Source organism: Flavobacteriales bacterium (genome assembly GCA_019694795.1).
Classification (GTDB): domain Bacteria; phylum Bacteroidota; class Bacteroidia; order Flavobacteriales_D; family UBA2798; genus UBA2798.
This window is the reverse complement of sequence record JAIBBF010000010.1, coordinates 17,450-39,424: the sequence shown is the minus strand read 5'-3', so window position 1 is coordinate 39,424 and position 21,975 is coordinate 17,450. Positions and strand designations below refer to the sequence as shown.

The following is a 21,975-nucleotide window of genomic DNA, read 5'->3' as shown; positions in this document are numbered from 1 at the left end:
ATTCTATGAAAATCAAGACGTTTTTTCTGTGTTTATTATGGGCAGCAACAGCAACTGCACAAAGCGACGATAAAAAATGGGACGTAACACAACCGCAGGGTCCGCTCAAAGAAATTTCATTTTCAACTACCGAAGGTACATGGATGAATTTGGATGTAAGTCCAGATGGATCTTCCGTGGTTTTTGATTTATTGGGAGATATTTACATCATGCCTTTTTCCGGTGGAGAAGCCCGTTTACTTCGTGGTGGTCATGCCTGGGAAATTCAACCGCGTTTTAGTCCGGATGGAAAAAAAATATCCTTCACTTCTGATGCAGGAGGAGGCGATAATATTTGGGTGATGAATGCAGATGGAAGCAATGCTCACCAGGTGACAAAAGAAAATTTCCGTTTACTAAACAATGCAGTTTGGACACCCGATGGAAATTACCTCATTGCCCGAAAACATTTTACGGCTACACGCTCATTGGGTGCTGGTGAAATGTGGATGTATCACATTAGTGGCGGCGAAGGAATTCAATTGACAAAAAGAAAAAACGACCAGCAGGACGTTAACGAACCTTGTGTTTCGCCAGATGGGAAATGGTTGTATTTTTCAGAAGATGTTTATCCCGGTGGATACTTTCAATACAACAAAGACCCAAATAGTCAGATTTACATCATTCGTCGTTATAATTTTAAAAAGGGGACGCTCGAAAATTTTATCGGTGGCTCAGGAGGAGCAATTCGTCCACAGATTTCCCACTCAGGAAAAAAACTGGCATTCGTTCGCAGAATCAGAACCAAAACGGTTTTAATGGTTCGCGATCTTGAATCGGGCCAAGAATGGATGGTTTATGACGGACTAAGTAAAGATCAACAGGAAGCCTGGGCGATTTTTGGTGTGTATACCGGTTATAGCTGGACCCCCGACGATCGGCAAATTGTGATTTGGTCCGGCGGTAAAATTGTAAAAATAAAAGTGGATCAGGCGAATTCCGGTCCCATGGGCGCTCAGCAAAATAACATCGAAGAAATTCCATTTAAAGTAAACGTTCAACAAAAAATTCAGGACGCATTACGCTTCCGCAGAAATATAGATCCGGATAAGTTTACCGCAAAAGTAATCCGCCATTTAATCACTTCTCCCGATGGGAAAACCGTTGTGTTTAATGCCGTTGGATATTTATGGAAAAAAGATCTTTCCGGAGGGAAACCTGTTCGTTTAACAAAAGGAACTGATCATGAATTTGAACCTTGCTTTTCGCCGGATGGAACGCAATTGGTATATGTAACCTGGAATGATGAAAAAGCCGGTTACATTATGAAATACGATTTCAAATCCGGAAAATCTACAGCACTTACATCGGCACGCGGAATTTATCGTCAACCAAAATTCTCGCCGGATGGTAAACAAATTGTTTACTGGACCGAGGGTGGAAATGACGATCAGGGATTTACCTATGGTAGCGAAACGGGAATTTTTAGAATGGATGCCAATGGCGGAAAATCAACATGGGTGTATCCTTATGGTGAAAGCCCGATGTTTTCTGCCGATGGAAAAGAATTGTTTTTCTATGCAAATAGTTTTCCTGAAGTCGAATATAAATCCGTAGATCTCGACGGAAATCATGAACAGGTATTGTTTACCTCGAGATATGCTACCGATTTTATTCCGAGTCCGGATAATAAATGGGTTGCTTTCCGCGAATTACACAACGTATATATTGCCGCATTTCCTCATAGTGGGAAAGCATTGGATTTAAGTGCAGGATCTGAAAATGTGCCTGTGATGAAGGTTTCCCGTGATGCAGGAATTAATATGCACTGGAGCGGTGATAGCAAGAAATTAATGTGGACACTCGGCGAAGAATACTATTCCGTTGCATTGAATAAAAAGTTTACTTTTCTTCCGGATGCACCCGCTGAAGCAGTAAAGCCGGATACGGCAGGAATTAAAATCGGACTCGAAATTTCAACGGATCGTCCGAAAGGTATGATCGCATTTAAAGGCGCTCGTATTATCACCATGCGTGGTGATGAAGTGATTGAAAATGGTGTTGTATTGGTAAAGGATAATAAAATTGTTGAGGTAGGATCAGTGACTGAAGTCAACATTCCTGCTGATGCGAAAATGATAGATGTTACCGGTAAAACCATAATGCCCGGATTTGTAGATGTGCATGCGCATGTGGGTCATTTCAGAAGCGGTTTAACGCCGCAAAAACATTGGCCCTATTATGCCAATCTTGCTTATGGCGTAACCACTACTCACGATCCTTCATCGAATACGGAAATGGTTTTTGCTTATTCTGAATTGGTGAAATCCGGAGCGATGGTTGGACCACGTGTTTTTTCAACGGGTACCATTTTGTATGGTGCAGATGGCGATTTTAAAGCACCGATCAATTCTATAGATGATGCACGATCTGCCATTCGAAGAACCATGGCTTTTGGTGCTTTCTCGGTCAAGAGTTATAACCAGCCACGACGCGAACAACGTCAGATGGTCATACAAGCTGCGCGCGAATTGGGTTGCATGGTGGTTCCTGAAGGTGGAAGTACGTTTTATCATAACATGACGATGATATTGGATGGTCATACCGGAATTGAACACAATATTCCCGTAGCACCAGCTTATAAAGATGTGGTTGAATTATGGAAAAACAGTCAATCCGGTTATACACCAACGCTTATTGTTTCTTATGGAGCAGTGAATGGAGAATTTTATTTTTACCAGAAAGATAATGTGTGGGAGAAAAAGCGACTCCTCAATTTTACGCCACGCACCATAATCGACTCCAGATCCCGTCACCGCACCATGATTCCGGATGAAGAATATGAAAACGGACACATCCTCGCTTCACAATCCTGCAAAAAATTAGCGGATGCAGGTGTTAAGGTGAATATGGGTTCTCACGGACAAATTCAGGGTATTGGTGCACATTGGGAAATCTGGATGCTGGTGCAAGGCGGAATGTCGCCATTACAAGCGCTGCGTTGTGCCACATGGAATGGAGCGCATTACATTGGCATGGAAGATCAGATTGGATCACTTGAAAAAGGGAAATTGGCCGATTTGATCATCATGGATAAAAATCCATTGGAGAATATCAGAAATACAGAGAGCATTTCATACGTTATGGTTAACGGTCGTTTATATGATCCGGAAACCATGAATGAAGTCGGAAACTACAACGTTCCCCGCGGGAAATTTTTCTGGGAAATGCCCGGAAGCAATTCATCATTTAAGATCAACGCACAAACCAATTCTTTTGCTTCACCTAAATGTGTTTGCGGTAAACATTAATGAAACGACTCCTTCCATATCTCTTGTTATTCCTTTTTACGGGAATGCTCAAGGCGCAGTCTTCTGTTAGCGGATTACAGCAATATAATTTTTTGCAGTATTCCGTGGATCAGGGATTGCCTCAATCGCAAGTGAATGCAATTCTGGAAGATTCACGCGGATTTTTATGGTTTGCTACACAGGGTGGTGGAGTAGCACGTTTTGATGGAAAAACATTCTTGCAATACGAGGAGAAAGATGGTTTGGCCGGACAAATTGCTAATTGCATTGCTGAAGATAAAAACGGGAATTTATGGATTGGAAGCAGTTGGGGTGGATTATCCTGCTTTAACGGAAGCAAGTTTAAAATTTACGATAAAACAAAAGGACTTCCCGTCAATGAAATCACCTGTTTGTTGTACGATAAATTTTCTGATCAGTTATTCATCGGAACCGTAGAAGGTTTAACCATTTACGACCAACACGATTTTACGAATCTGTATGATTTAGATGGAACCAATGATTTTGAAACAAAAGTCATTTACCAGGATGCCGACGGTAAAATTTACATCGGTACCGACAAAGGAATTTTTGTTTACGATCAGCACAAATATTCGCTCATTCCCTCTACAAAAGGGATGTACATCCGGAGTATCAGTTCAGATGAAACTTCATTATGGATAGCTACGGATGCAGACCTGATGAAGATTTCTAAAAAGAATTATTCAGTTCAGAACCTTCCCCTCATTTTATCGGAAGACAATGAATTTATAAATGCCGATTTCACTTCGATTTATCAGGACGATTTCGATCAGTTGTGGTTTGGAACCATTGGCAGTGGTGTGTTTTTACTTCGCAATGGAAAATTGCTACATTTTACACATCAGAATGGATTACCCGACGAAAACATTGGCTGTTTGTTTACCGAAAGTTCGGGTCGCACCTGGTTCGGAACAAGGGGGTCCGGAGCTGTTCGGTTTAATGGTTTTGCATTTAATTATTTTAATGGGGTTACCGGACTTGGTTTAACCGATATTTTCTCCATTGTGCGAATGAATGACGGCGCATTATGGGTTGCTTCCATGAGTGAAGGTTTATTTCGTTATGATGGAAATGAAGTAAAACAATTTACACGAAAAGATGGATTGCCCTCGGATAATGTGAGAGTATTGGTGCGATTAAAAAACAATGATTTATTAATCGGAACCCGTGAGGGAATGTCGGTTTATAATGGCAGTAAGTTTACCAATTACTTTACGGAGGACGGATTGCCCGATAATAATATCCGCTGCCTGATGCAAGCACGTGACGGAAGAATATGGATTGGTACCGCCGGGTTTGGACTTGCGGTTTTCGATGGGAAAAAGTTTGAGCGCTTCACGAAAGAAAATGGATTAAATCACGATTGGATTCATTCTTTACTGGAAGATTCCAAAGGAAACATTTACATCGGTACCGGTGCAGGATTAAATAAACTATCGGATGGAATCTTTACCTCTTTTGGATCAGATGAAGGACTGTGTAATACGTATGTTAGTTCAATTGCCGAAGATAAATTTGGAAACATTTGGGTGGGAACTGATAAATGTATTTCTCGTTTTAACGGACGACGATTTACCAATTATGATGTAAACGACGGATTATCTTCCGGCACTGTTTATCTTCTGGCTGTAGATAAAAAAGGCGATCTGATTGTTGGTACCAATAAAGGTTTCGATAAAATCAGGTTTACTTCTTACGGACAAATCGCCAATATCCGAAACTACTCCAAGAGCGAAGGATTTTTAGGTATTGAGTGCAACAATAAGTCGGTATTGGTTGATGACGATGGTTGCGTTTGGTTTGGTACAGTTAAAGGTTTAATTAAATACAACCCATCCGAAGATCCCGATGCATTTACACGTCCGCTTATTCACATCACCGGTGTGAAATTATTTTACGATGATAAATGGATGAAAGATATTGACGAGACAGAGCTGGATTGGTTTGGTGTTCCTGCGGGACATGTATTTCGTCACGATCAAAACAACATTTCATTTTCATTTACAGGAGTGTGTATGGATTTTCCGGAACGCGTTAAATACTCGTTCATGCTCGAAGGTTTTGATAAGCAGTGGTCGCCATTAACCTCTAATTCCGTTGCTTCTTATTCCAATCTTCCTCCCGGGAAATACATTTTTAAAGTAAAGGCAAAAAGCGCCAATGGATTGTGGAGTCAATCCAACACCGAATTTGCATTCGAAATTGATCCTGCTTTCTGGCAAACCTGGTGGTTTTTCTTAATTGTTTTAATTTCCCTGGTATATGGCGTTTATTACATCAATACATTGATGCAGCGAAATGTGTTACGTCACAATGAAATTTTAGAAGAAAAAGTAAATATCCGTACACGTGAAATTCTGAAACAAAAAGAAGAGAAAGAATTGTTGCTGAAAGAAATTCACCACCGTGTAAAAAACAATATGCAGGTGATTGTTTCTCTCTTGAATATTCATGCCGATTATATCAAAGATCCGGAGTCGCTCGCTTTAATAGAAGATTCGAAAAGTCGCATTAAAAGTATGGCACTCATTCACGAGAAGTTGTACGAAACCAAGAATTTTTCCAAAGTGAACATAGGCGAATACATGGAAACGCTTGTGAAAGAATTGGTAGATACTTACGGATTGAACACGGCTATTACCATCGATAAAAAAATTGATTCGGAAAGTTTTGGTTTCGATACGATTATTCCTTTGGGATTACTGCTGAATGAAATTGTATCGAATTCACTGAAATATGCCTTCCCCGACAGAAAACAAGGCACCATTTATTTTCACCTGAAAGGTGATGGTAAGAATTTTGAATTGATGGTGGGTGATGATGGGGTTGGTTTTCCGAAGGATGTCTTTTATACCTCCAATAAAACGCTTGGGGTGGACCTCATTCGGATTTTAGCCGACCAGCTAAACGGTAGCATTGAAATTCTCGATGCCCCGGGTACCCGTTACTTCCTCCGTTTCGAAAACATCGATAAACAAAGGATCTGAAGCAAATTCCGGAACCTTTTTAGCTCAACTTTGTTAGCGTTAGGTCTTTGCTGATCAGGGTCAGAATTGTTTGTGACTTTTATCTCCCAAGAAAGCCCCATAAATAGTAAATTTGCAGCCATGAGTAACGTTATTGAAACTGATATCATTATTATCGGTGCTGGTCCTGTTGGACTTTTCACTGTATTTGAGGCGGGTTTGCTCAAATTGCGCTGTCACCTGATTGATAGTCTTGCCCAGCCCGGCGGACAATGTTCGGAGATCTATCCCAAGAAACCCATTTACGATATTCCCGGATTTCCGAGTGTATTGGCCGGAGAACTCATCGATAACCTGATGGAACAAGCTGCTCCCTTTAAACCTGGATTTACACTGGGAGAAGCAGCGGAAAAAATTGATAAACTCGAAGACGGGAAGTTTTTGGTCACCACCGTGAAAGGCACGCAACATAAAGCACCGATTGTTGCCATAGCCGGCGGATTGGGCGTGTTTGAACCAAGAAAACCACCTATTTCCAATATCACCGATTTCGAAGACAAGGGCATTGAATATATTATCAAGGACCCTGAATTTTACCGCGGTAAAAACGTGGTTATTTCGGGAGGTGGAGACTCTGCTTTAGATTGGACCATTTACCTGATTGAAAAGAAAATTGCAGCCTCTGTTACACTGGTGCACCGCTCGCAAACCTTCCGCGGACATTTGGATTCCGTTCAAAAGGTCTTCGATATGGGTGCCGAAGGTAAATTGAATCTTGTACTCGATGCCGAAGTGGTTGGTTTAACCGGAAGCAATCGATTAGATGCAGTGGTTATTCAGCAAAAAGACAAAGAGAACTACGAAATAAAAACCGATCATTTTGTACCGCTTTTTGGTCTTACTCCAAAATTAGGACCTATTGCTAATTGGGGTCTTGAAATTGAAAAAGGAGCGATAAAAGTGGATACGTTTGATTATTCAACCAATATTCCCGGAATATATGCCATTGGCGATGTAAATACGTATCCCGGAAAATTGAAATTGATTTTATGCGGATTTCATGAGGGAACGCTCATGGTGCAATCGGCATTTAAGCGGATTTATCCCGATAAAAATCTTGTATTAAAATATACAACCGTAAACGGTGTAAATGGATTTTAATCAATGGCAGAAAACAGTGTAAATATTACCGTAGTCGACCGCGAAGGAAAAGAACACGTACTGGAAGGTCCAACCGACATGGGCATGAACCTGATGGAATTATGCAAGGCCTATGAATTGCCTGTAGAAGGAACTTGTGGAGGAATGGCCATGTGTGCAACGTGTCAATGCTACGTGCTCAACGATATTTCCTTGCCGGAACAAAGTGATGATGAATTGGCCATGTTGGATCAGGCCTTTCATGTTAAACCGAATTCGCGTTTGGGTTGTCAGATAAAAATAAGTCCGGAAATCGACGGATTAAAAGTTGAATTGGCTCCCGAAGCCTGATGAATTTTTCGAGGGCATATCATTTTTTCATAGGTGTTTTTCTGATTATTGCCCCAGGTTTTCTTTTTGCCCAAAGCAATTGTCGCATTTTTTTTGGTGATGGATTAAGCGATCTTCCATTTGTCAATTTACCGGTTCAGTTGCTGAGTGAAAAGGATACACAGCTGGTGTATTCTGATTCGTCGGGAATTATTTCGCTCCATAGAAATGTGTTGTCGATCGGCTTACAAACCGAGTCGGGCAAAATAAAATATTGGCAGCGATCTGCTAGTTCAATTACAGCTGCAAAAAACTGCTTCAATGAAAAATGCGAAATCATTCGAACAATTTCTATTCCTGATTCAGGATTAATTTCTCTCTATATCCTTCGCGAAAACCACCAGGATAAAATTCCTGCCATTGATTTTGCCAAAGAAAAAAAGTGCAGGGTACACCATCGGAAAATTATTGTGCAGGATAAAAAGGAAGTGATTAAGCCGCTCGTGCATGAACAAAAAAATGACGTAAATAAGGCTACCATTCAGGAGGGACTTGTATATAAAGTTCAAATTCTGACTTCCGGTAAATTACTTTCCGAATCGGATAAATTATTCAAGGGATATTCCGGTGTTTCATATTATCTCGATAATGGTATTTATAAATACACCGTTGGAGAATTTGCAACATTGGATGAGGCTGCGGTAAAGCAAAAAGAAATGCGCGATGCCGGATTTAAAGGCGCATTCGTGGTGAAGTTTGTAAATGGAGAACGGGTAAAGTAATTATCCCAGTAATACAACGAGACCGGTAACTAGTCCGCTGCAAATAATGCAAACAAAAAGCAGCCTAAGCCACAATGGAAGTTGTTTCATCAATGAAAATATTCTTTCGGAATAACGCAAACCGGAATGGGTAGCATCTTATGTTTATTGGCATTATGGAAGCGCAAAAAGATGCCCAGCACTTGATCCTGACGATCGCTTAATCCTTTTCTGGGGATTTGATCTCCGCTGATCCGTTCCGCTTCCAAACTTGCATATTGAGCAACATATTCCATTGCCCATTCCAATTCCGGATAGCTTGCACCAATCTGATCCTCGTCGCTGCGACCGTCCGACCACAACCCATCCGTAGGTTTCGCCTCCTGAATACTTTTTACAATTTCCAGTTCTTTGGCCAATTCAAACACCTGCGTTTTACTGAGATCGGCAATGGGACTTAGATCTACTCCGCCATCACCATACTTGGTGTAAAAACCAATTCCAAAATCTTCAATTTTATTTCCTGTTCCTGCAACCAGCAAACCTTTTTCCTGACCCAATGCATACAAACAGGACATACGCAAGCGGGAGCGGGTATTTGCCATAGCTAAAAAGTGATCCGCCACTGTGGGGGGAAATGCTTTTCGCATGGTTTCAAAGGTGTCGCTTAAGTTTACTTCAACGGAATCAACATTACTAAAGCGCGATTTTAAATTGGAAATATGCTCATTGGCGCGATTGTATTCTGCTGCACTTTGGTGAATAGGCATATTTACACAGAGCACTTTTTTTCCGGTTAAAGCACATAGCGTTGAGGTAATGGCAGAATCAATACCACCCGAAATTCCAATAACAAAACCGTGCGTGCCGGATAAATCGGAATATTCTTTCAACCAATGTACAATGTGCGCTATGATTTTTTTATGCTGCATAATAAAAAACCCGTCCACCATTACAGTGGACGGGGTATCAGTTTTTGTAATCAGAAAAGAACTCCAACGGAAAGTCCGATGAAGTGTGAAGCAAATTTTTGTTCAATTGCTTTAAGTGTATTGGTAGATCCGGCATTAAAAACATAGTCAGAATTACCTTTAACCACATTGGTAAATCCGAGGTTGTATTGTAATCCGAAAACTAAAGAAGTTGTTCCGCTTAAATTCCATTCAGCACCACCTCCAATGTTAATACCGGCACGGAAAAAGCCCATGTCTTTGCTGTTGTCCAAACCTTCGTTGTCTGTTAAACTGCTTGAACCGTTAAGGTAACCAGTGTCCGTAACTTTGGTTTTAACTTTTACACCAAGATTTAATCCGAACATACCGTAATAGTTCAACATTCCGATTTCTTTGGTTTTCATTTTAATGTTCAAAGGTAAAGTAACGTAAGTGCTGTTATAGCGACGTTCTTTCAATTGAACAACATCCTTGCCTACCATTCCCGAAGCATCAGCCGGGATACTTTGGAATTCGGAGTTGGAAAGAAGGTATCCAACGGTGTCTTTAAAATTAATGTTTCCGCCATCATAAGAAACTTCCAAACCGGAAGATAACCATGCTGAATTCGAGAGTTTGAAGTCGAGGGTTAGTCCCCAGTTAAACTTCATCACTGCTCCTCCATTTTCGTATTTTTTAGTGTTATCCGGTTTGTACCAGTTAACCGAAGGCATAGCCTTTAATCCGAAACGGAAATTTTGTTCATTTCCTGCTCCAACTCCGCTTTGAGCGAGGCATGTTACGCTGAACATCGCGCCAAGGATGATACCTGCGACTTTTTTCATAGTTTTATCATTGATTTTCGATGCAATAATAGGGAATAATGCATTTTTTCAATAAGGATATGAGGATTTTTCAGGTAATTTTTTTGACAATTCTGCTGGTGGCCTGTGGAGAAAAGAATCCGCTGGATGTGGATGTATCGGGAATTGAGGTCGAAATTCGCATCGATCGGATGGAGAAGGAGCTTTTTGAGTGCAAATACGAGGATTTACCCGCCTTAAACACCCGCTTTTCGCAAAAATATGGCGATTTATGGGACGCTTACGTCGCGGTAATGTTAAGAGCCGGCTCTCCCGATGATTCACTGATTGTGGTGTCGCTGGACCGGTTTATTCACGATGAGGTGATGATGCAGGTTTATCAGGACATCTCTGCTGAGTATGGCGATTTGTCCTGGCTTCAGAAGGACCTCGAAGAAGCGTTCAGGCATTTGAAGTACTATTATCCCGATGCAGAAATCCCCTTAATCGTTACCTATAATTCCGTTTTTAATTACGGAGTTTCCACTTTCGAACATTCTGTTGGAGTGGGGTTGGATATGTATCTGGGACCTGACAATCGCACGGTAAAGAAAATTTCAACGGAAATGATTCCTCAATTCATGAAGGATAAAATGATTCGCGAATACCTGGTGGTGGACATTATGCGCGGATGGTTTGAAGTGAATTTTATGGAGGAACTGCAGGGTCAGGATTTTTTATCGCGCATCGTTTATGAAGGCAAGATTTTATATGCATTGGATGCTTTACTTCCCACTACACCCGATCATATAAAAATTCGCTATACCTCAGATCAATTTGGATGGTGTATTGAAAATGAAAACAATATCTGGCGCGATATTGTGGATAAGAAATTACTCTATTCAACTGAACCTCTCGAAATAAAAAAGTTTTGTGATGAAGCACCATTTACCAGCGGACTCCCCAATAATTCTCCTGGAAGAGTAGGAAATTGGTTAGGTTGGATGATGGTTCGCGCTTATGTGAAAGAACATCCTGAAACAACGTTACCGCAATTGATGGCCATAGATAATCCAAAGAAAATTTTAAAATCATACAAACCCGAAAAGAAATGAGTAAGTCAAGCGAAATAAATATTAGTGTTAAACTCGATGAGAACCAGGTGCCGGTTGAAATGAAATGGAGCGCAAGCGATGCAGGAATATCAGATCAGGATTCGAAAGCACTAATTCTTGCCATGTGGGATGAAAAAGAACGCAACACATTGCGAATGGATTTGTGGACCAAGGATATGTCGATCGATGAAATGAAACAGTTTTTTCATCAGACTTTACTCACCATGGCCGATACATTTGAACGTGCCACAGGTGAAGAAAAAATTTGTGGCGACATGCGCGATTTCTGCTATCATTTTGCGGAAAAAATGAAATTGATCGGCTAACCGATGAAGCATCCGTTATGCCTGAATTGCGGGGGACCGGTTAAACAAAAGTTTTGTCCCGCCTGTGGCCAGAGCGCTTCTGTTCATCGTTATTCCTTTTCAGGTTTAATGCACGATCTCCCTCATGCATTATGGCATATCGATTCGGGATTTCCATCCACTTTTGTTCGCTTGTGGAAAAGTCCGGGCACAATGATTTTTCATTTTTAAAAGGAAAGCGCGTTGGTATAACCAATCCCTTTTTGTTTTTATTTGTGAGTGCCGGTTTCATGGTGTTGTTGTTTCATCTTTTTCCTGTTCTTCCCACCGAAAAAGGAAACATTTTTAATACACTGGATAATATTGAAATGCATTTAATTGAAAATCCAAAATGGAGTTTTTCATTGGCATTTTTAATCTCCGGATTTTTTTCGTGGGTATTTTATTCTAATGCAGGATTCAATTTTATTGAACACTGTGTGATGAATGCATTCATTGGAGGATCAATTGCAATTGCAACCATCTTCCTACATCCTTTTTCTGTGTATTGGAGTGAAAGTCCTCTGATTTTAGACCTGACGTTAATTCACATTTTAGTGTTGCAGGTAGTTTATCCTGGTCTGGTTTTTCACCGGATGATGAAAGCTGCAAAACAAAAATCGTCCTGGTTTAAAGCAATGCTTTGTTCGTTTACAGGCACACTTTGCTTTACGGCGATAACGACAATTCTATTCTGAATCTTCGTTTAATTTCTGGTTGATGTCGGCAAAAAATTGAAGTAATTCCTCTTTGCCATTTCCTTTTTCTGCCGAAGTAAAAAATACGGTAGGAAGTTCTTCCCAGATTTCCAGCATTTGTTTTTCGTAAATGGAAAAATTCTTTTGCAGCTGTGTTTTAGATAACTTATCGGCTTTGGTAAAAATCATTGCAAATGGAATTCCTTGCACGCCCAACCATTCCATAAATTCCATATCTATCCGTTGCGGTTCTAGTCGTGAATCGAGCAAAACGCATACACATTGTAGTTGTTCGCGCTGAGTGAGATAATCAAACGTAAAACCTTTCCATTTTTCACGAAGTGATTTTGCAGTTTTTGCATAACCATATCCGGGAAGGTCAACAATATACCAATCGCCGTTAATCAGAAAATGATTAATAGTTTGTGTTTTTCCGGGAGTGGAAGAGGTTTTTGCCAGCCCTTTTTTTCCGGTCAGCATATTAATGAGCGAACTCTTCCCAACGTTGGATCTTCCAATGAAAGCGTATTCCGGACGATCTCCCGAAGGCAGTTTGTCTAAGGTGGCGTGACTGGAAACAAAATTAGCGCTTAAAATTTCCACGGCGATCAAATTCCGTGTTTCTGCAGCCATTCACTCAACACGCGGTTAAACTCCTGCGGATGTTCCATCATTGGAGCGTGTCCACATTTATCAATCCAAAACAAATCCGTATTTGGAATGAGTCGATTGAATTCTTCGGCTACTTCAGGCGGAGTAATGGTGTCTTGTTTTCCCCAGATCAAACAGGTTGGTGCCGTAATCTGTGGTAGGTCTTTCGCCATATTGTGACGAATAGCTGATTTTGCCAATGATAAAATGCGGATGAGTTTTCCTTTATCATTGAGAATATGTAAACATTCATCCACTAATTCATCAGTGGCATGACTTGGATCGTAAAAGGTTAATTCGATTTTTTTTCTGAGGTATTCGCGATCGCCTTTACGTGGGGTGGATCCGCCGAATGCATTTTCATACAATCCCGAAGAGCCCGTAAGAATTAAACGCTCTACACGACCCGGGTACTCGCTGGTGAAAACCAGGCCAACATGTCCACCAAGTGAATTCCCCAACAATGTTGCTTTCTCAATTTTTTTATGGTCGAGAAAACGCAACAAGAATTTGGACAATGCCGGTATGTTGGTGTTGAGCACCGGCAGGGTATAAATGGGTAGCTGTGGCACAATCACGCGACAGCGTGGTGCAAAATGGGAGATAACATCTTCGAAATTGCTTAAGCCTCCGAAAAGTCCGTGTAAAAGTATAACCGGTTGACCTTCACCGGCTTCTATGTATTCGAAGTCGCCTTCCTTAATCACCTTTCCGCTCATGATGTACAGGGTTTGTGTAAACTCAAAGTTAATAAAAAGCCCGAAAATAAAGGCTTTTGTAAGGGGATGTATCAACAAGGGAATGTGGATTTGAATTGTTAATTACCCCCACTTTCTCCCACCTCATAAAAAGCTTGATTTTATTGGTGTTTTCAAAGATTTTTGTAACTTTGAATAACAGTCCACGTAGAAATTTATCAACATTGTGGGAGTAAGTGGCACAAAGTGGGAGACAATAATTAACTTAGCACCTTATTGGTGAAAGCTATTATGGCAGGATTCATTGGAGAATATGATTGCAGGCTTGATGACAAGGGGCGTTTTGCGCTTCCCTCTGGCGTTAAGAAGCAGCTCGATCCGGCTGATCACGAAACATTTGTCGTGAATCGGGGGTTTGAGTCGCACCTCAATTTGTACCCAATGAAAGAGTGGGAAAAACTGATGACACGCGTAAGCGGGAAAGTCAACGGTTTTACCGAGAAGGGTCGGCGCTTACTTCGACAATTCCGCAATGGAGCGATTCCGGTTACGATCGATTCCAGTGGACGAATCCTTTTACCTCAAAGTCTCATGCAGTACGCTGGGATCAAGAAAGACCTCATGGTTGTGGGGGCTTTTGATCGCATTGAACTGTGGGACAAGTCGAGGTATGAACAGGAGATGAAGGAAGGTCTGGCAGACTTCTCCCAGCTTGCTGAAGAACTCTTAGGCAATCTGGATGAAGAAAATGACCAGTAACAGCTATCACATCCCTGTTCTTTTACATGCTGCTGTTAAAGGGCTCAACATTCAACCCTCAGGAATTTATGTGGATGTCACCTTTGGAGGTGGCGGACACTCGCGTGAAATTTTATCGCATCTCGATAATGGAACGCTCTGTGCATTCGATCAGGATTCGGATGCGAAGAACAATCTGATTAACGATTCCCGTTTTCGGTTTTATCCCACCAATTTCTCCAATCTCCAATCTGCATTAGCAATGGATGGAATTGAAAACGTAAATGGAATTCTTGCAGATCTGGGTGTTTCTTCTCATCAGTTCGATGATGCCGAGCGTGGATTTTCACTTCGCTATGAAGCGCCACTCGATATGCGAATGGATCAGCAATCGCCCCTGAGTGCTTTCGATGTTATCAATTCCTATGAAACCGAAAAGTTGAAAATTATTTTTCGCGAATACGGTGAAGCGGAGAATGCCGGAAAACTAGCCTATTTCATTGGGGAAGCAAGAAAACAAAAAGCCATTTCTACCACGGGAGAATTATTGCAGATCATTGACCGCGTTGCACCGCGAAAAAAAGAAAAGCAATACCAGGCAAAAATTTTTCAGGCGATTCGCATTGAGGTAAATGATGAAATGTCGGTTTTGCGCGATTTCCTGCAACAAAGTCTTAAAGTGCTTTCACCAGGCGGAAGACTTGTTGTGATTTCCTATCACTCGCTCGAAGACCGCTTAGTGAAAAATTTTATGCGATCGGGAAACCTGAGTGGAGAAATAGAAAAAGATTTTTTCGGAGTACCCATTACACCGTTCACCGATTTAACAAAAAAACCGTTGGTGCCCGACGAAGCAGAAATAGAACAAAACCCGCGATCACGAAGTGCAAAACTCCGGATTGCAGAAAAAAAATAAATGAAGAATAACACATATAAAACAGTAAAGGCCGAAAAGAAAGCGGAAAAGAAAAAAGCGAATAAAGTAGCTCGCTCTTTTCGTGATGTTCTTAATGGAAATGTGCTGACGAGAGATTATGTGGTAGATAACCTGCCTTACATATTTTTTCTCACTGCGCTAATGCTGTTTTATATCGGAATGGGATATACAACGGATAAAAATTCCAGAAGGATTGAAAAGATTGAATCGGAGTTGGTGGAATTGAATTCGGAATATATCAGTGTTAAAACAGAATTGAATTTGGTAAGCCGTCAATCTCAAATTGCAGATTCAACGGCTTCCATGGGGTTATATGAAATGAAAGATGAACCACCGAAAGTGATTTTGGTGAAGCGGTATCAAAAAGAAAAAATGTATTAATCGTGCAAGAGAAGTCGAAAGATAAAAAGGATATGCTGCGCAGAATGTATCTGGTGTATTTCACCTTGTGCATTTTTGGCCTGGTTGTTCTTGTGAAAGTCTTCCGGATTCAGGTGGATACAGTTGCGGTTATTGGTCAGCCCGAAAATCAGCTCACCGATCTCCGCACCATTGAAGCTGTGCGCGGAAATATTTATTCCGATAATGGTAGTTTGCTCGCTACTTCCATTCCTGTTTACGAAGTAAGAATGGATATGGGAGCAGATGGATTAAGCGATGAGATTTTTTATGATAATGTTGATTCTCTCTCTTATGAATTAGCAAAACTCTTTCCGGAAAAAACAAAAGACCAATATTATTTATCGCTGGTAGAAGCCCGCAAGGATACGAATCGCTATTTCTTAATCCGTGCCAAAGTAAAACATCCGGAGCTTCAAAAAATGAAGAAGTTTCCCATTTTCAAATTGGGGAAAAACAAGGGCGGAATGATTGTTATTAAAGAGAACAAACGTAGCCGTCCATTTGGATTACTCGCAGCCCGTCTCATCGGCTATGAGCGTCCCGATCCCAATAATCCGGAATACATTTCGCGCGTTGGATTAGAAGGTGCATTTAGTAAAGAGCTAAGTGGTATTAATGGAAAACAGCTGATGAAAAAAGTCGGATTTCAGTGGAGACCTGTTTCCGATAATTATGAAATCAATCCCGAAGATGGTTCGGATGTGTATACTTCTATCGACATCAACATTCAAGACGTAGCAGAAAATGCATTAATGGATCAGTTGAAAAAGTACGAAGCAAAAGCGGGATGTGTTGTATTGATGGAGGTGGAAACAGGAATGATAAAAGCCATGGCCAATTTATCGATTGGCAGCGATGGAGAATATTATGAATATTTCAACCATGCCATAGGAACAGCCATTGAACCCGGCTCTACGTTTAAAACAGCCTCACTCATGGTGGGATTGGAAGACGGAAAGTTTCGTCCAACCGATTCTGTCCGCACCGGTAATGGTGAATATTCCTATTACAATTTAAAAATGAAGGACACCAAACCGCATGGCACCATCACTATACAGCATGCATTGGAAGTTTCATCCAACATCGGTTGTTCTCGTCCCATTTTTGAAAGTTATTCTGCCAATCCAAAACAATATGTACAAGGATTAAAAGAATTAGGGATCGGTGAATTATTAGGACTCGATATCACCGGTGAAGCAAAACCTTATTTAAAAGATCCTTCAAATAAAAAAGATTGGTCGGGCGTAACCTTGCCTCAGATGGCCATCGGTTATGAAGTAAGATTAGCACCAATTCACATTCTTACCTTTTACAATGCCATTGCCAACAATGGAAAAATGGTAAAACCACAATTTGTAAAAGAAGTAAAACGTAATGGTAGAGTAATTAAAAAGTTTGAGCCGATTGTGATCAAAGAAAAAATCTGCAGCGACAAAACCCTGGGCATGATTCGTCCGATGCTGGAAGGTGTTGTTGATACGGGTACGGCGCAAAATTTAAAAGCTTCCAGTTTTAAAATTGCAGGTAAAACAGGAACAGCTCAGATTCATACAAAAGGAGCTTATAATAAAGAAAAATACCTCGCCTCATTTGCCGGATATTTTCCTGCTGATGAGCCCAGGTATTCGTGCATCGTTTGGGTAATGGAACCGAATGTACTAACCGGTTATTACGGAAATGCCGTGGCCGGAAATGTATTCAAGGAAATCGCCGACAAACTTTATTCACGATCGCTGGATATTCATGAACGTAAAGTTTTTCAATTGATGGCATCACTTGAAACGCCTTCGGTGAAGAGCGGTAAACAGTCTGATTTGAAAAAAGTTTTTGATGAACTCAATATCTCCTCCCGTTCAACCGATGTTGGAGCAGAGTGGGTAAAACCTGTTATAAGCGAAAGCAGAAAATTGGTTTTAGAAAAAAGGAATTACGACGACAACACTGTTCCGGGTGTAATTGGAATGGGATTAAAAGATGCACTTTTTATTCTGGAGAATAAAGGTTTGATGGTTAAAGTGAAAGGAAGCGGCAGAGTGAAACGTCAATCGATTCCGGAAGGACAGCGCATTGCTAAGGGACAAGAAATTCTTATTGAATTGATGTAATGAAATTATTACGCGACATATTGTATAGTGTGCGCATCGTTGAGGTGCATGGTTCAACCAATATTGCCGTTGAAGGATTAACCCTCGACTCGAGAAAGGTACGCCCCAACTGGATGTTTGTTGCCATTAAGGGAAGTGCAATGGATGGTCACGATTTCATTGCAAAAGCAGTTGAACTTGGTGCAGATTGCATCGTGTGCGAGAATATTCCGGCTACGCTGCATCCACATGTTACCTACGTTAAAGTAAGTGATCCGAATGCTGCGCTAGGGGTAATGGCATCCAATTTCTATGATCATCCCAGCGAACAATTAAAATTGGTGGGTGTAACTGGTACCAATGGAAAAACAACCACAGTAACCTTGTTGTATTCATTGTTTAAGCGATTGGGGTATCGAACCGGATTGCTTTCCACCGTAGTGAACCGCATTCACAATGAAGTAGTTCCTTCCACCCATACTACTCCGAATGCCATTGAATTAAATGGTTTGTTGCGCGATATGGTGGATGCAGGTTGTACGTATTGTTTTATGGAAGTGAGCTCGCATGCCGTACATCAAAAACGAATTTCCGGCGTGCATTTTACCGGTGCGGTGTTTACGAATATTACGCATGATCATCTCGACTACCATGGAACCTTTGATGAATACCTGAAAGCGAAAAAAGGATTTTTTGATCAATTATCGGATTCATCTTTTGCTTTGGTGAATAAAGATGATTACCACGGCGAAATAATGGTTCAGAATTCCAAAGCAAAACTCAGAAGCTACGGAATTAAAACGATGTGCGATTATAAAGCACGTGTCATCGAAAATCAATTTTCCGGATTGCAATTAAATATTGATGGTAAAGATTTGTGGACAAAACTCATTGGTAGTTTTAACGCTTACAACATCCTTGCCGTATATGCTGTTGCTCGATTACTTGGTCAGGATGAAATGGCGGTACTTACCCAAATCAGCACCTTGTCGCCACCCGAAGGAAGATTTCAGTATTTAAAATCTGCCAACGACATTACGGCGATTGTCGATTATGCTCACACTCCGGATGCATTAAAGAATGTTTTGAATACCATAAAAGATATCCGTACCGGAAATGAAAAGGTAATTACCGTGGTTGGTTGCGGAGGAGATCGCGATAAAGGAAAACGTCCCTTAATGGCGGCTATCGCTTGCGATTTAAGTGATAAAGTAGTGATTACATCCGACAATCCAAGAAGTGAAGAACCGGAACAAATCATTCGTGAAATGATGGGAGGGGTTGAGCCGGATCAGATGAAAAAAGTAATGACACTTACCAATAGAAGAGAAGCAATTCGTGCAGCGTGTATGATGGCAGAAGGCGGCGATATTATTCTCATTGCAGGTAAGGGTCACGAAAAATACCAGGAGATCAAAGGAGAAAAATTTCATTTCGATGATCTCGAAGAAGTACAGGAAAGTTTTAAGCTAATCGGACACTGATGTTATACTATTTATTTCAATATCTCGATTCAATTGATGTTCCAGGAGCAGGGGTGTTTCATTACATCTCCTTCCGTGCAGCGATGGCTATTATTACATCACTGATCATTTCCATGCTCTTTGGAAAACGATTGATTGAATATCTCCGCTATAAACAAGTTGGAGAGAGCATTCGTGATTTGGGATTACAGGGACAAATGGAGAAAAAGGGAACACCAACAATGGGTGGTATCATTATTCTAATGGCCATTTTAATTCCAACATTGTTGTTTTCTAAGCTTCAAAATATTTATGTGATTTTGATGATTGTCTCTACCATCTGGTTAGGTACAATTGGATTTATTGATGATTATATCAAGGTATTTAAAAAGGATAAAAAAGGATTAGCAGGAAAATTTAAAGTGATGGGTCAGATCGGAATCGGACTCATTGTAGGTATTACGCTGTATTTTCATCAGGATGTCCGGATTAAAGAAAAAGTTGCGATTGATCCCGACAAGACCTATGAAGTAGTGGCCGGTGAAGGCGATATTATTCCATGCGATGACGGAAATTACGTATGGCAGGAGACGCGTTCACTTAAAACCACTATCCCATTTGTAAAAAACAATGAATTCAATTATTCATGGATCGCCGGGAAAGAGTCCATCCTCACCATGGTGATTTTTGTGGTCATTGTTATTGTCATTGTAACTGCAGTTTCGAATGGAGCAAATATTACTGACGGATTAGATGGATTAGCAACTGGTACTTCTGCTATTATTGGAACGGTATTGGCCATTTTCGCGTACTTATCCGGTAACCTTGCTTTTGCTGATTATCTCAACCTGATGTACATCCCCGACTCGGGAGAATTGGTTGTGTTCATTGCTGCATTCGTTGGAGCCTGTATCGGATTTTTGTGGTACAACGCTTATCCTGCGCAGGTATTTATGGGTGATACCGGCTCGCTGGCATTGGGAGGAATCATTGCGGTATTCTCCATTGCTATTCGTAAAGAATTGCTTATTCCAATTTTCTGTGGCGTGTTCCTTATCGAAAATTTATCGGTGATGATGCAGGTGTCCTACTTCAAATACACGAAAAAGAAATATGGAGAAGGAAGAAGAATTTTTCTGATGTCGCCATTGCACCACCATTACCAGAAAAAAGGAATGCACGAATCTAAAATTGTTGCCAGATTTTGGATTGTAGGAATAATGCTGGCAGTGATTTCAATTGTAACGCTGAAACTTCGTTGAAAAAAAGACTCGTCATATTAGGCGCCGGAGAAAGCGGAACAGGCACAGCAATTCTTGCTATGAAGCAGGGATTTGAAGTGTTCGTTTCCGATATGGGAAGCATCAAGGAAAAATATAAATCCATGATGCAGGAACGTTCTGTGCCATTTGAAGAGGGAAAACACAGTGAAGAACTGATTTTAAATGCTACTGAAGTGGTGAAGAGTCCGGGAATTCCCGATAAAGCACCCATCGTAAAAAAATTAAAAGAAAAGAATATTCCGGTTTTATCTGAAATAGAATTTGCATCACGCTATACCAATGCAAAAATGATTTGTATTACCGGCAGCAATGGAAAAACGACAACTACATTACTGACATATCACATTTTAAAGCGTGCAGGGTTAAATGTGGGATTGGCAGGTAATGTGGGACAAAGCTTTGCAATGCAGGTGGCGGAAAAAGATCACGACCACTATGTATTGGAGTTGTCGTCATTCCAGTTGGATAATATGTATGACTTCCGTGCCAACATTGCGGTTCTTACCAATATCACACCGGATCATTTAGATCGTTACGATTATAATTTGCAGAATTATGTGAATTCCAAATTCAGAATTCTGCAAAATCAGCAATCGGAGGACGCATTTATTTATTGTGCCGACGATGAAATTACAATGAAAGAAATGGCAGACCGAATGATTACTGCTCATAAGTATCCGATTTCTATTAAGCATAAAATAGAAGAAGGAGCTTATGCCGATTACGAAACAAACACAATCAATATAACCACCAACAACACCACACTATCTATGTCAATTTTTGACCTTGCACTCCAGGGTAAGCACAACGCTTACAATTCAATGGCTTCCGGTATTGCCGCAAAGCTGCTTGAAATCAGAAAGGAAACCATCCGCGAATGTTTGTCGGATTTCCAGAATGTTGAACACCGTTTAGAATTCGTTGCCCGCGTTCATGGCATTGAGTTTATTAACGACTCAAAAGCTACCAATGTAAATTCTACCTGGTATGCTTTGGAATCGGTAAATAAACCAATTGTATGGATTGTTGGTGGCGTTGACAAAGGCAATGATTATGCGATGCTGGATGAATTGGTTCGCCAAAAAGTACAAGCTATTGTATGTTTAGGTACCGACAATTCCAAAATCATCAATCACTTCTCCGGAATGGTTGAGCAAATTGCTGAAGCAAAAACGGCAGAGGAAGCAGTTGCACTTGGGTATCGTTTAGCGAAAAAAGACCAGGTGGTATTGTTGTCGCCATGTTGCGCTTCATTTGATCTTTTCGAAAACTATGAAGACCGCGGACACCAATTTAAATCCGCCGTTCGTGCTTTATAA

The 21,975-nt window shown here is 40.8% G+C and carries 19 protein-coding genes; 15 read left to right on the top strand and 4 right to left on the bottom strand.

The genetic code is table 11. The features are described from left to right. The first annotated feature begins 5 nt into the window (after nt 1-5). From K1X56_05245 to K1X56_05225, 5 genes are all read left to right on the top strand, one after another. Entirely contained in the window at nt 6-3,290 is a 3,285-nt protein-coding gene (locus tag K1X56_05245; protein MBX7094105.1) for an amidohydrolase family protein, read from the top strand. After that, a complete protein-coding gene (locus tag K1X56_05240; GenBank protein ID MBX7094104.1) occupies nt 3,290-6,298 on the top strand; it encodes a hypothetical protein in 3,009 nt (1,002 codons plus the stop codon). Before K1X56_05245 ends, K1X56_05240 begins: the two co-directional genes overlap by 1 nt. Before the next feature lie 120 nt (nt 6,299-6,418). Further along, entirely contained in the window at nt 6,419-7,438 is a 1,020-nt protein-coding gene (locus K1X56_05235; protein MBX7094103.1) for an NAD(P)/FAD-dependent oxidoreductase, read from the top strand. Nucleotides 7,439-7,441: 3 nt separating this feature from the next. Next, nucleotides 7,442-7,768, top strand: coding sequence for a 2Fe-2S iron-sulfur cluster binding domain-containing protein (locus K1X56_05230; protein ID MBX7094102.1), 327 nt, complete (start codon nt 7,442-7,444; stop codon nt 7,766-7,768). Further along, a complete protein-coding gene (locus K1X56_05225) occupies nt 7,768-8,529 on the top strand; it encodes a hypothetical protein (GenBank protein MBX7094101.1) in 762 nt (253 codons plus the stop codon). Before K1X56_05230 ends, K1X56_05225 begins: the two co-directional genes overlap by 1 nt. Before the next feature lie 89 nt (nt 8,530-8,618). On the opposite strand, the gene nadE is transcribed toward K1X56_05225, so the two are convergent. Beyond that, on the bottom strand, nt 8,619-9,440 hold the full coding sequence (gene nadE / locus K1X56_05220; GenBank protein ID MBX7094100.1) for an NAD(+) synthase: 822 nt from the start codon (nt 9,438-9,440) through the stop codon (nt 8,619-8,621). A gap of 50 nt (nt 9,441-9,490) precedes the next feature. Then, nucleotides 9,491-10,285, bottom strand: coding sequence for a PorT family protein (locus K1X56_05215; protein ID MBX7094099.1), 795 nt, complete (start codon nt 10,283-10,285; stop codon nt 9,491-9,493). A gap of 83 nt (nt 10,286-10,368) precedes the next feature. On the opposite strand from K1X56_05215, the gene K1X56_05210 reads away from it, so the two are divergent. The 3 genes from K1X56_05210 to K1X56_05200 all read left to right on the top strand — a co-directional run bounded on the left by K1X56_05210 (nt 10,369) and on the right by K1X56_05200 (nt 12,400). Further along, entirely contained in the window at nt 10,369-11,358 is a 990-nt protein-coding gene (locus K1X56_05210) for a hypothetical protein (GenBank protein MBX7094098.1), read from the top strand. Continuing rightward, nucleotides 11,355-11,684, top strand: coding sequence for a gliding motility protein GldC (gene gldC / locus K1X56_05205; protein ID MBX7094097.1), 330 nt, complete (start codon nt 11,355-11,357; stop codon nt 11,682-11,684). Before K1X56_05210 ends, gldC begins: the two co-directional genes overlap by 4 nt. A 173-nt stretch (nt 11,685-11,857) precedes the next feature. Continuing rightward, nucleotides 11,858-12,400 (top strand): hypothetical protein, encoded by a 543-nt coding sequence (locus K1X56_05200; GenBank protein MBX7094096.1) that lies wholly within the window; start codon nt 11,858-11,860, stop codon nt 12,398-12,400. Here the strand turns inward: K1X56_05200 and yihA are convergent. Together yihA and K1X56_05190 are read right to left on the bottom strand one after the other, a co-directional pair. Further along, on the bottom strand, nt 12,392-13,003 hold the full coding sequence (gene yihA, locus K1X56_05195; GenBank protein MBX7094095.1) for a ribosome biogenesis GTP-binding protein YihA/YsxC: 612 nt from the start codon (nt 13,001-13,003) through the stop codon (nt 12,392-12,394). The two genes, K1X56_05200 and yihA, sit on opposite strands and share 9 nt — an antisense overlap. Before the next feature lie 5 nt (nt 13,004-13,008). Then, on the bottom strand, nt 13,009-13,770 hold the full coding sequence (locus tag K1X56_05190; GenBank protein ID MBX7094094.1) for an alpha/beta hydrolase: 762 nt from the start codon (nt 13,768-13,770) through the stop codon (nt 13,009-13,011). 270 nt (nt 13,771-14,040) lie between these two features. On the opposite strand from K1X56_05190, the gene mraZ reads away from it, so the two are divergent. From mraZ to murD, 7 genes are read left to right on the top strand one after another with little or no spacing between them, the layout of a single operon-like run. Beyond that, complete coding sequence (gene mraZ, locus K1X56_05185) at nt 14,041-14,508, top strand: division/cell wall cluster transcriptional repressor MraZ (GenBank protein ID MBX7094093.1); 468 nt, start codon at nt 14,041-14,043, stop codon at nt 14,506-14,508. Next, complete coding sequence (gene rsmH / locus K1X56_05180; GenBank protein ID MBX7094092.1) at nt 14,498-15,403, top strand: 16S rRNA (cytosine(1402)-N(4))-methyltransferase RsmH; 906 nt, start codon at nt 14,498-14,500, stop codon at nt 15,401-15,403. Before mraZ ends, rsmH begins: the two co-directional genes overlap by 11 nt. Next, nucleotides 15,404-15,805, top strand: a complete 402-nt coding sequence (locus tag K1X56_05175) for a hypothetical protein (GenBank protein MBX7094091.1) — start codon at nt 15,404-15,406, stop codon at nt 15,803-15,805. A gap of 2 nt (nt 15,806-15,807) precedes the next feature. Then, nucleotides 15,808-17,931 carry a transpeptidase family protein gene (locus K1X56_05170; GenBank protein MBX7094090.1) on the top strand — a complete coding sequence of 708 codons (2,124 nt, stop codon included), beginning with the start codon at nt 15,808-15,810 and terminating at the stop codon, nt 17,929-17,931. Continuing rightward, the gene (locus K1X56_05165; protein MBX7094089.1) at nt 17,931-19,394 is read left to right on the top strand and encodes a UDP-N-acetylmuramoyl-L-alanyl-D-glutamate--2,6-diaminopimelate ligase; all 1,464 of its coding nucleotides are present in this window, start codon (nt 17,931-17,933) and stop codon (nt 19,392-19,394) included. Before K1X56_05170 ends, K1X56_05165 begins: the two co-directional genes overlap by 1 nt. Then, nucleotides 19,394-20,635 carry a phospho-N-acetylmuramoyl-pentapeptide-transferase gene (gene mraY / locus K1X56_05160; GenBank protein ID MBX7094088.1) on the top strand — a complete coding sequence of 414 codons (1,242 nt, stop codon included), beginning with the start codon at nt 19,394-19,396 and terminating at the stop codon, nt 20,633-20,635. Before K1X56_05165 ends, mraY begins: the two co-directional genes overlap by 1 nt. Further along, entirely contained in the window at nt 20,632-21,975 is a 1,344-nt protein-coding gene (gene murD, locus K1X56_05155; GenBank protein ID MBX7094087.1) for a UDP-N-acetylmuramoyl-L-alanine--D-glutamate ligase, read from the top strand. The genes mraY and murD overlap by 4 nt, the downstream gene beginning before the upstream one ends.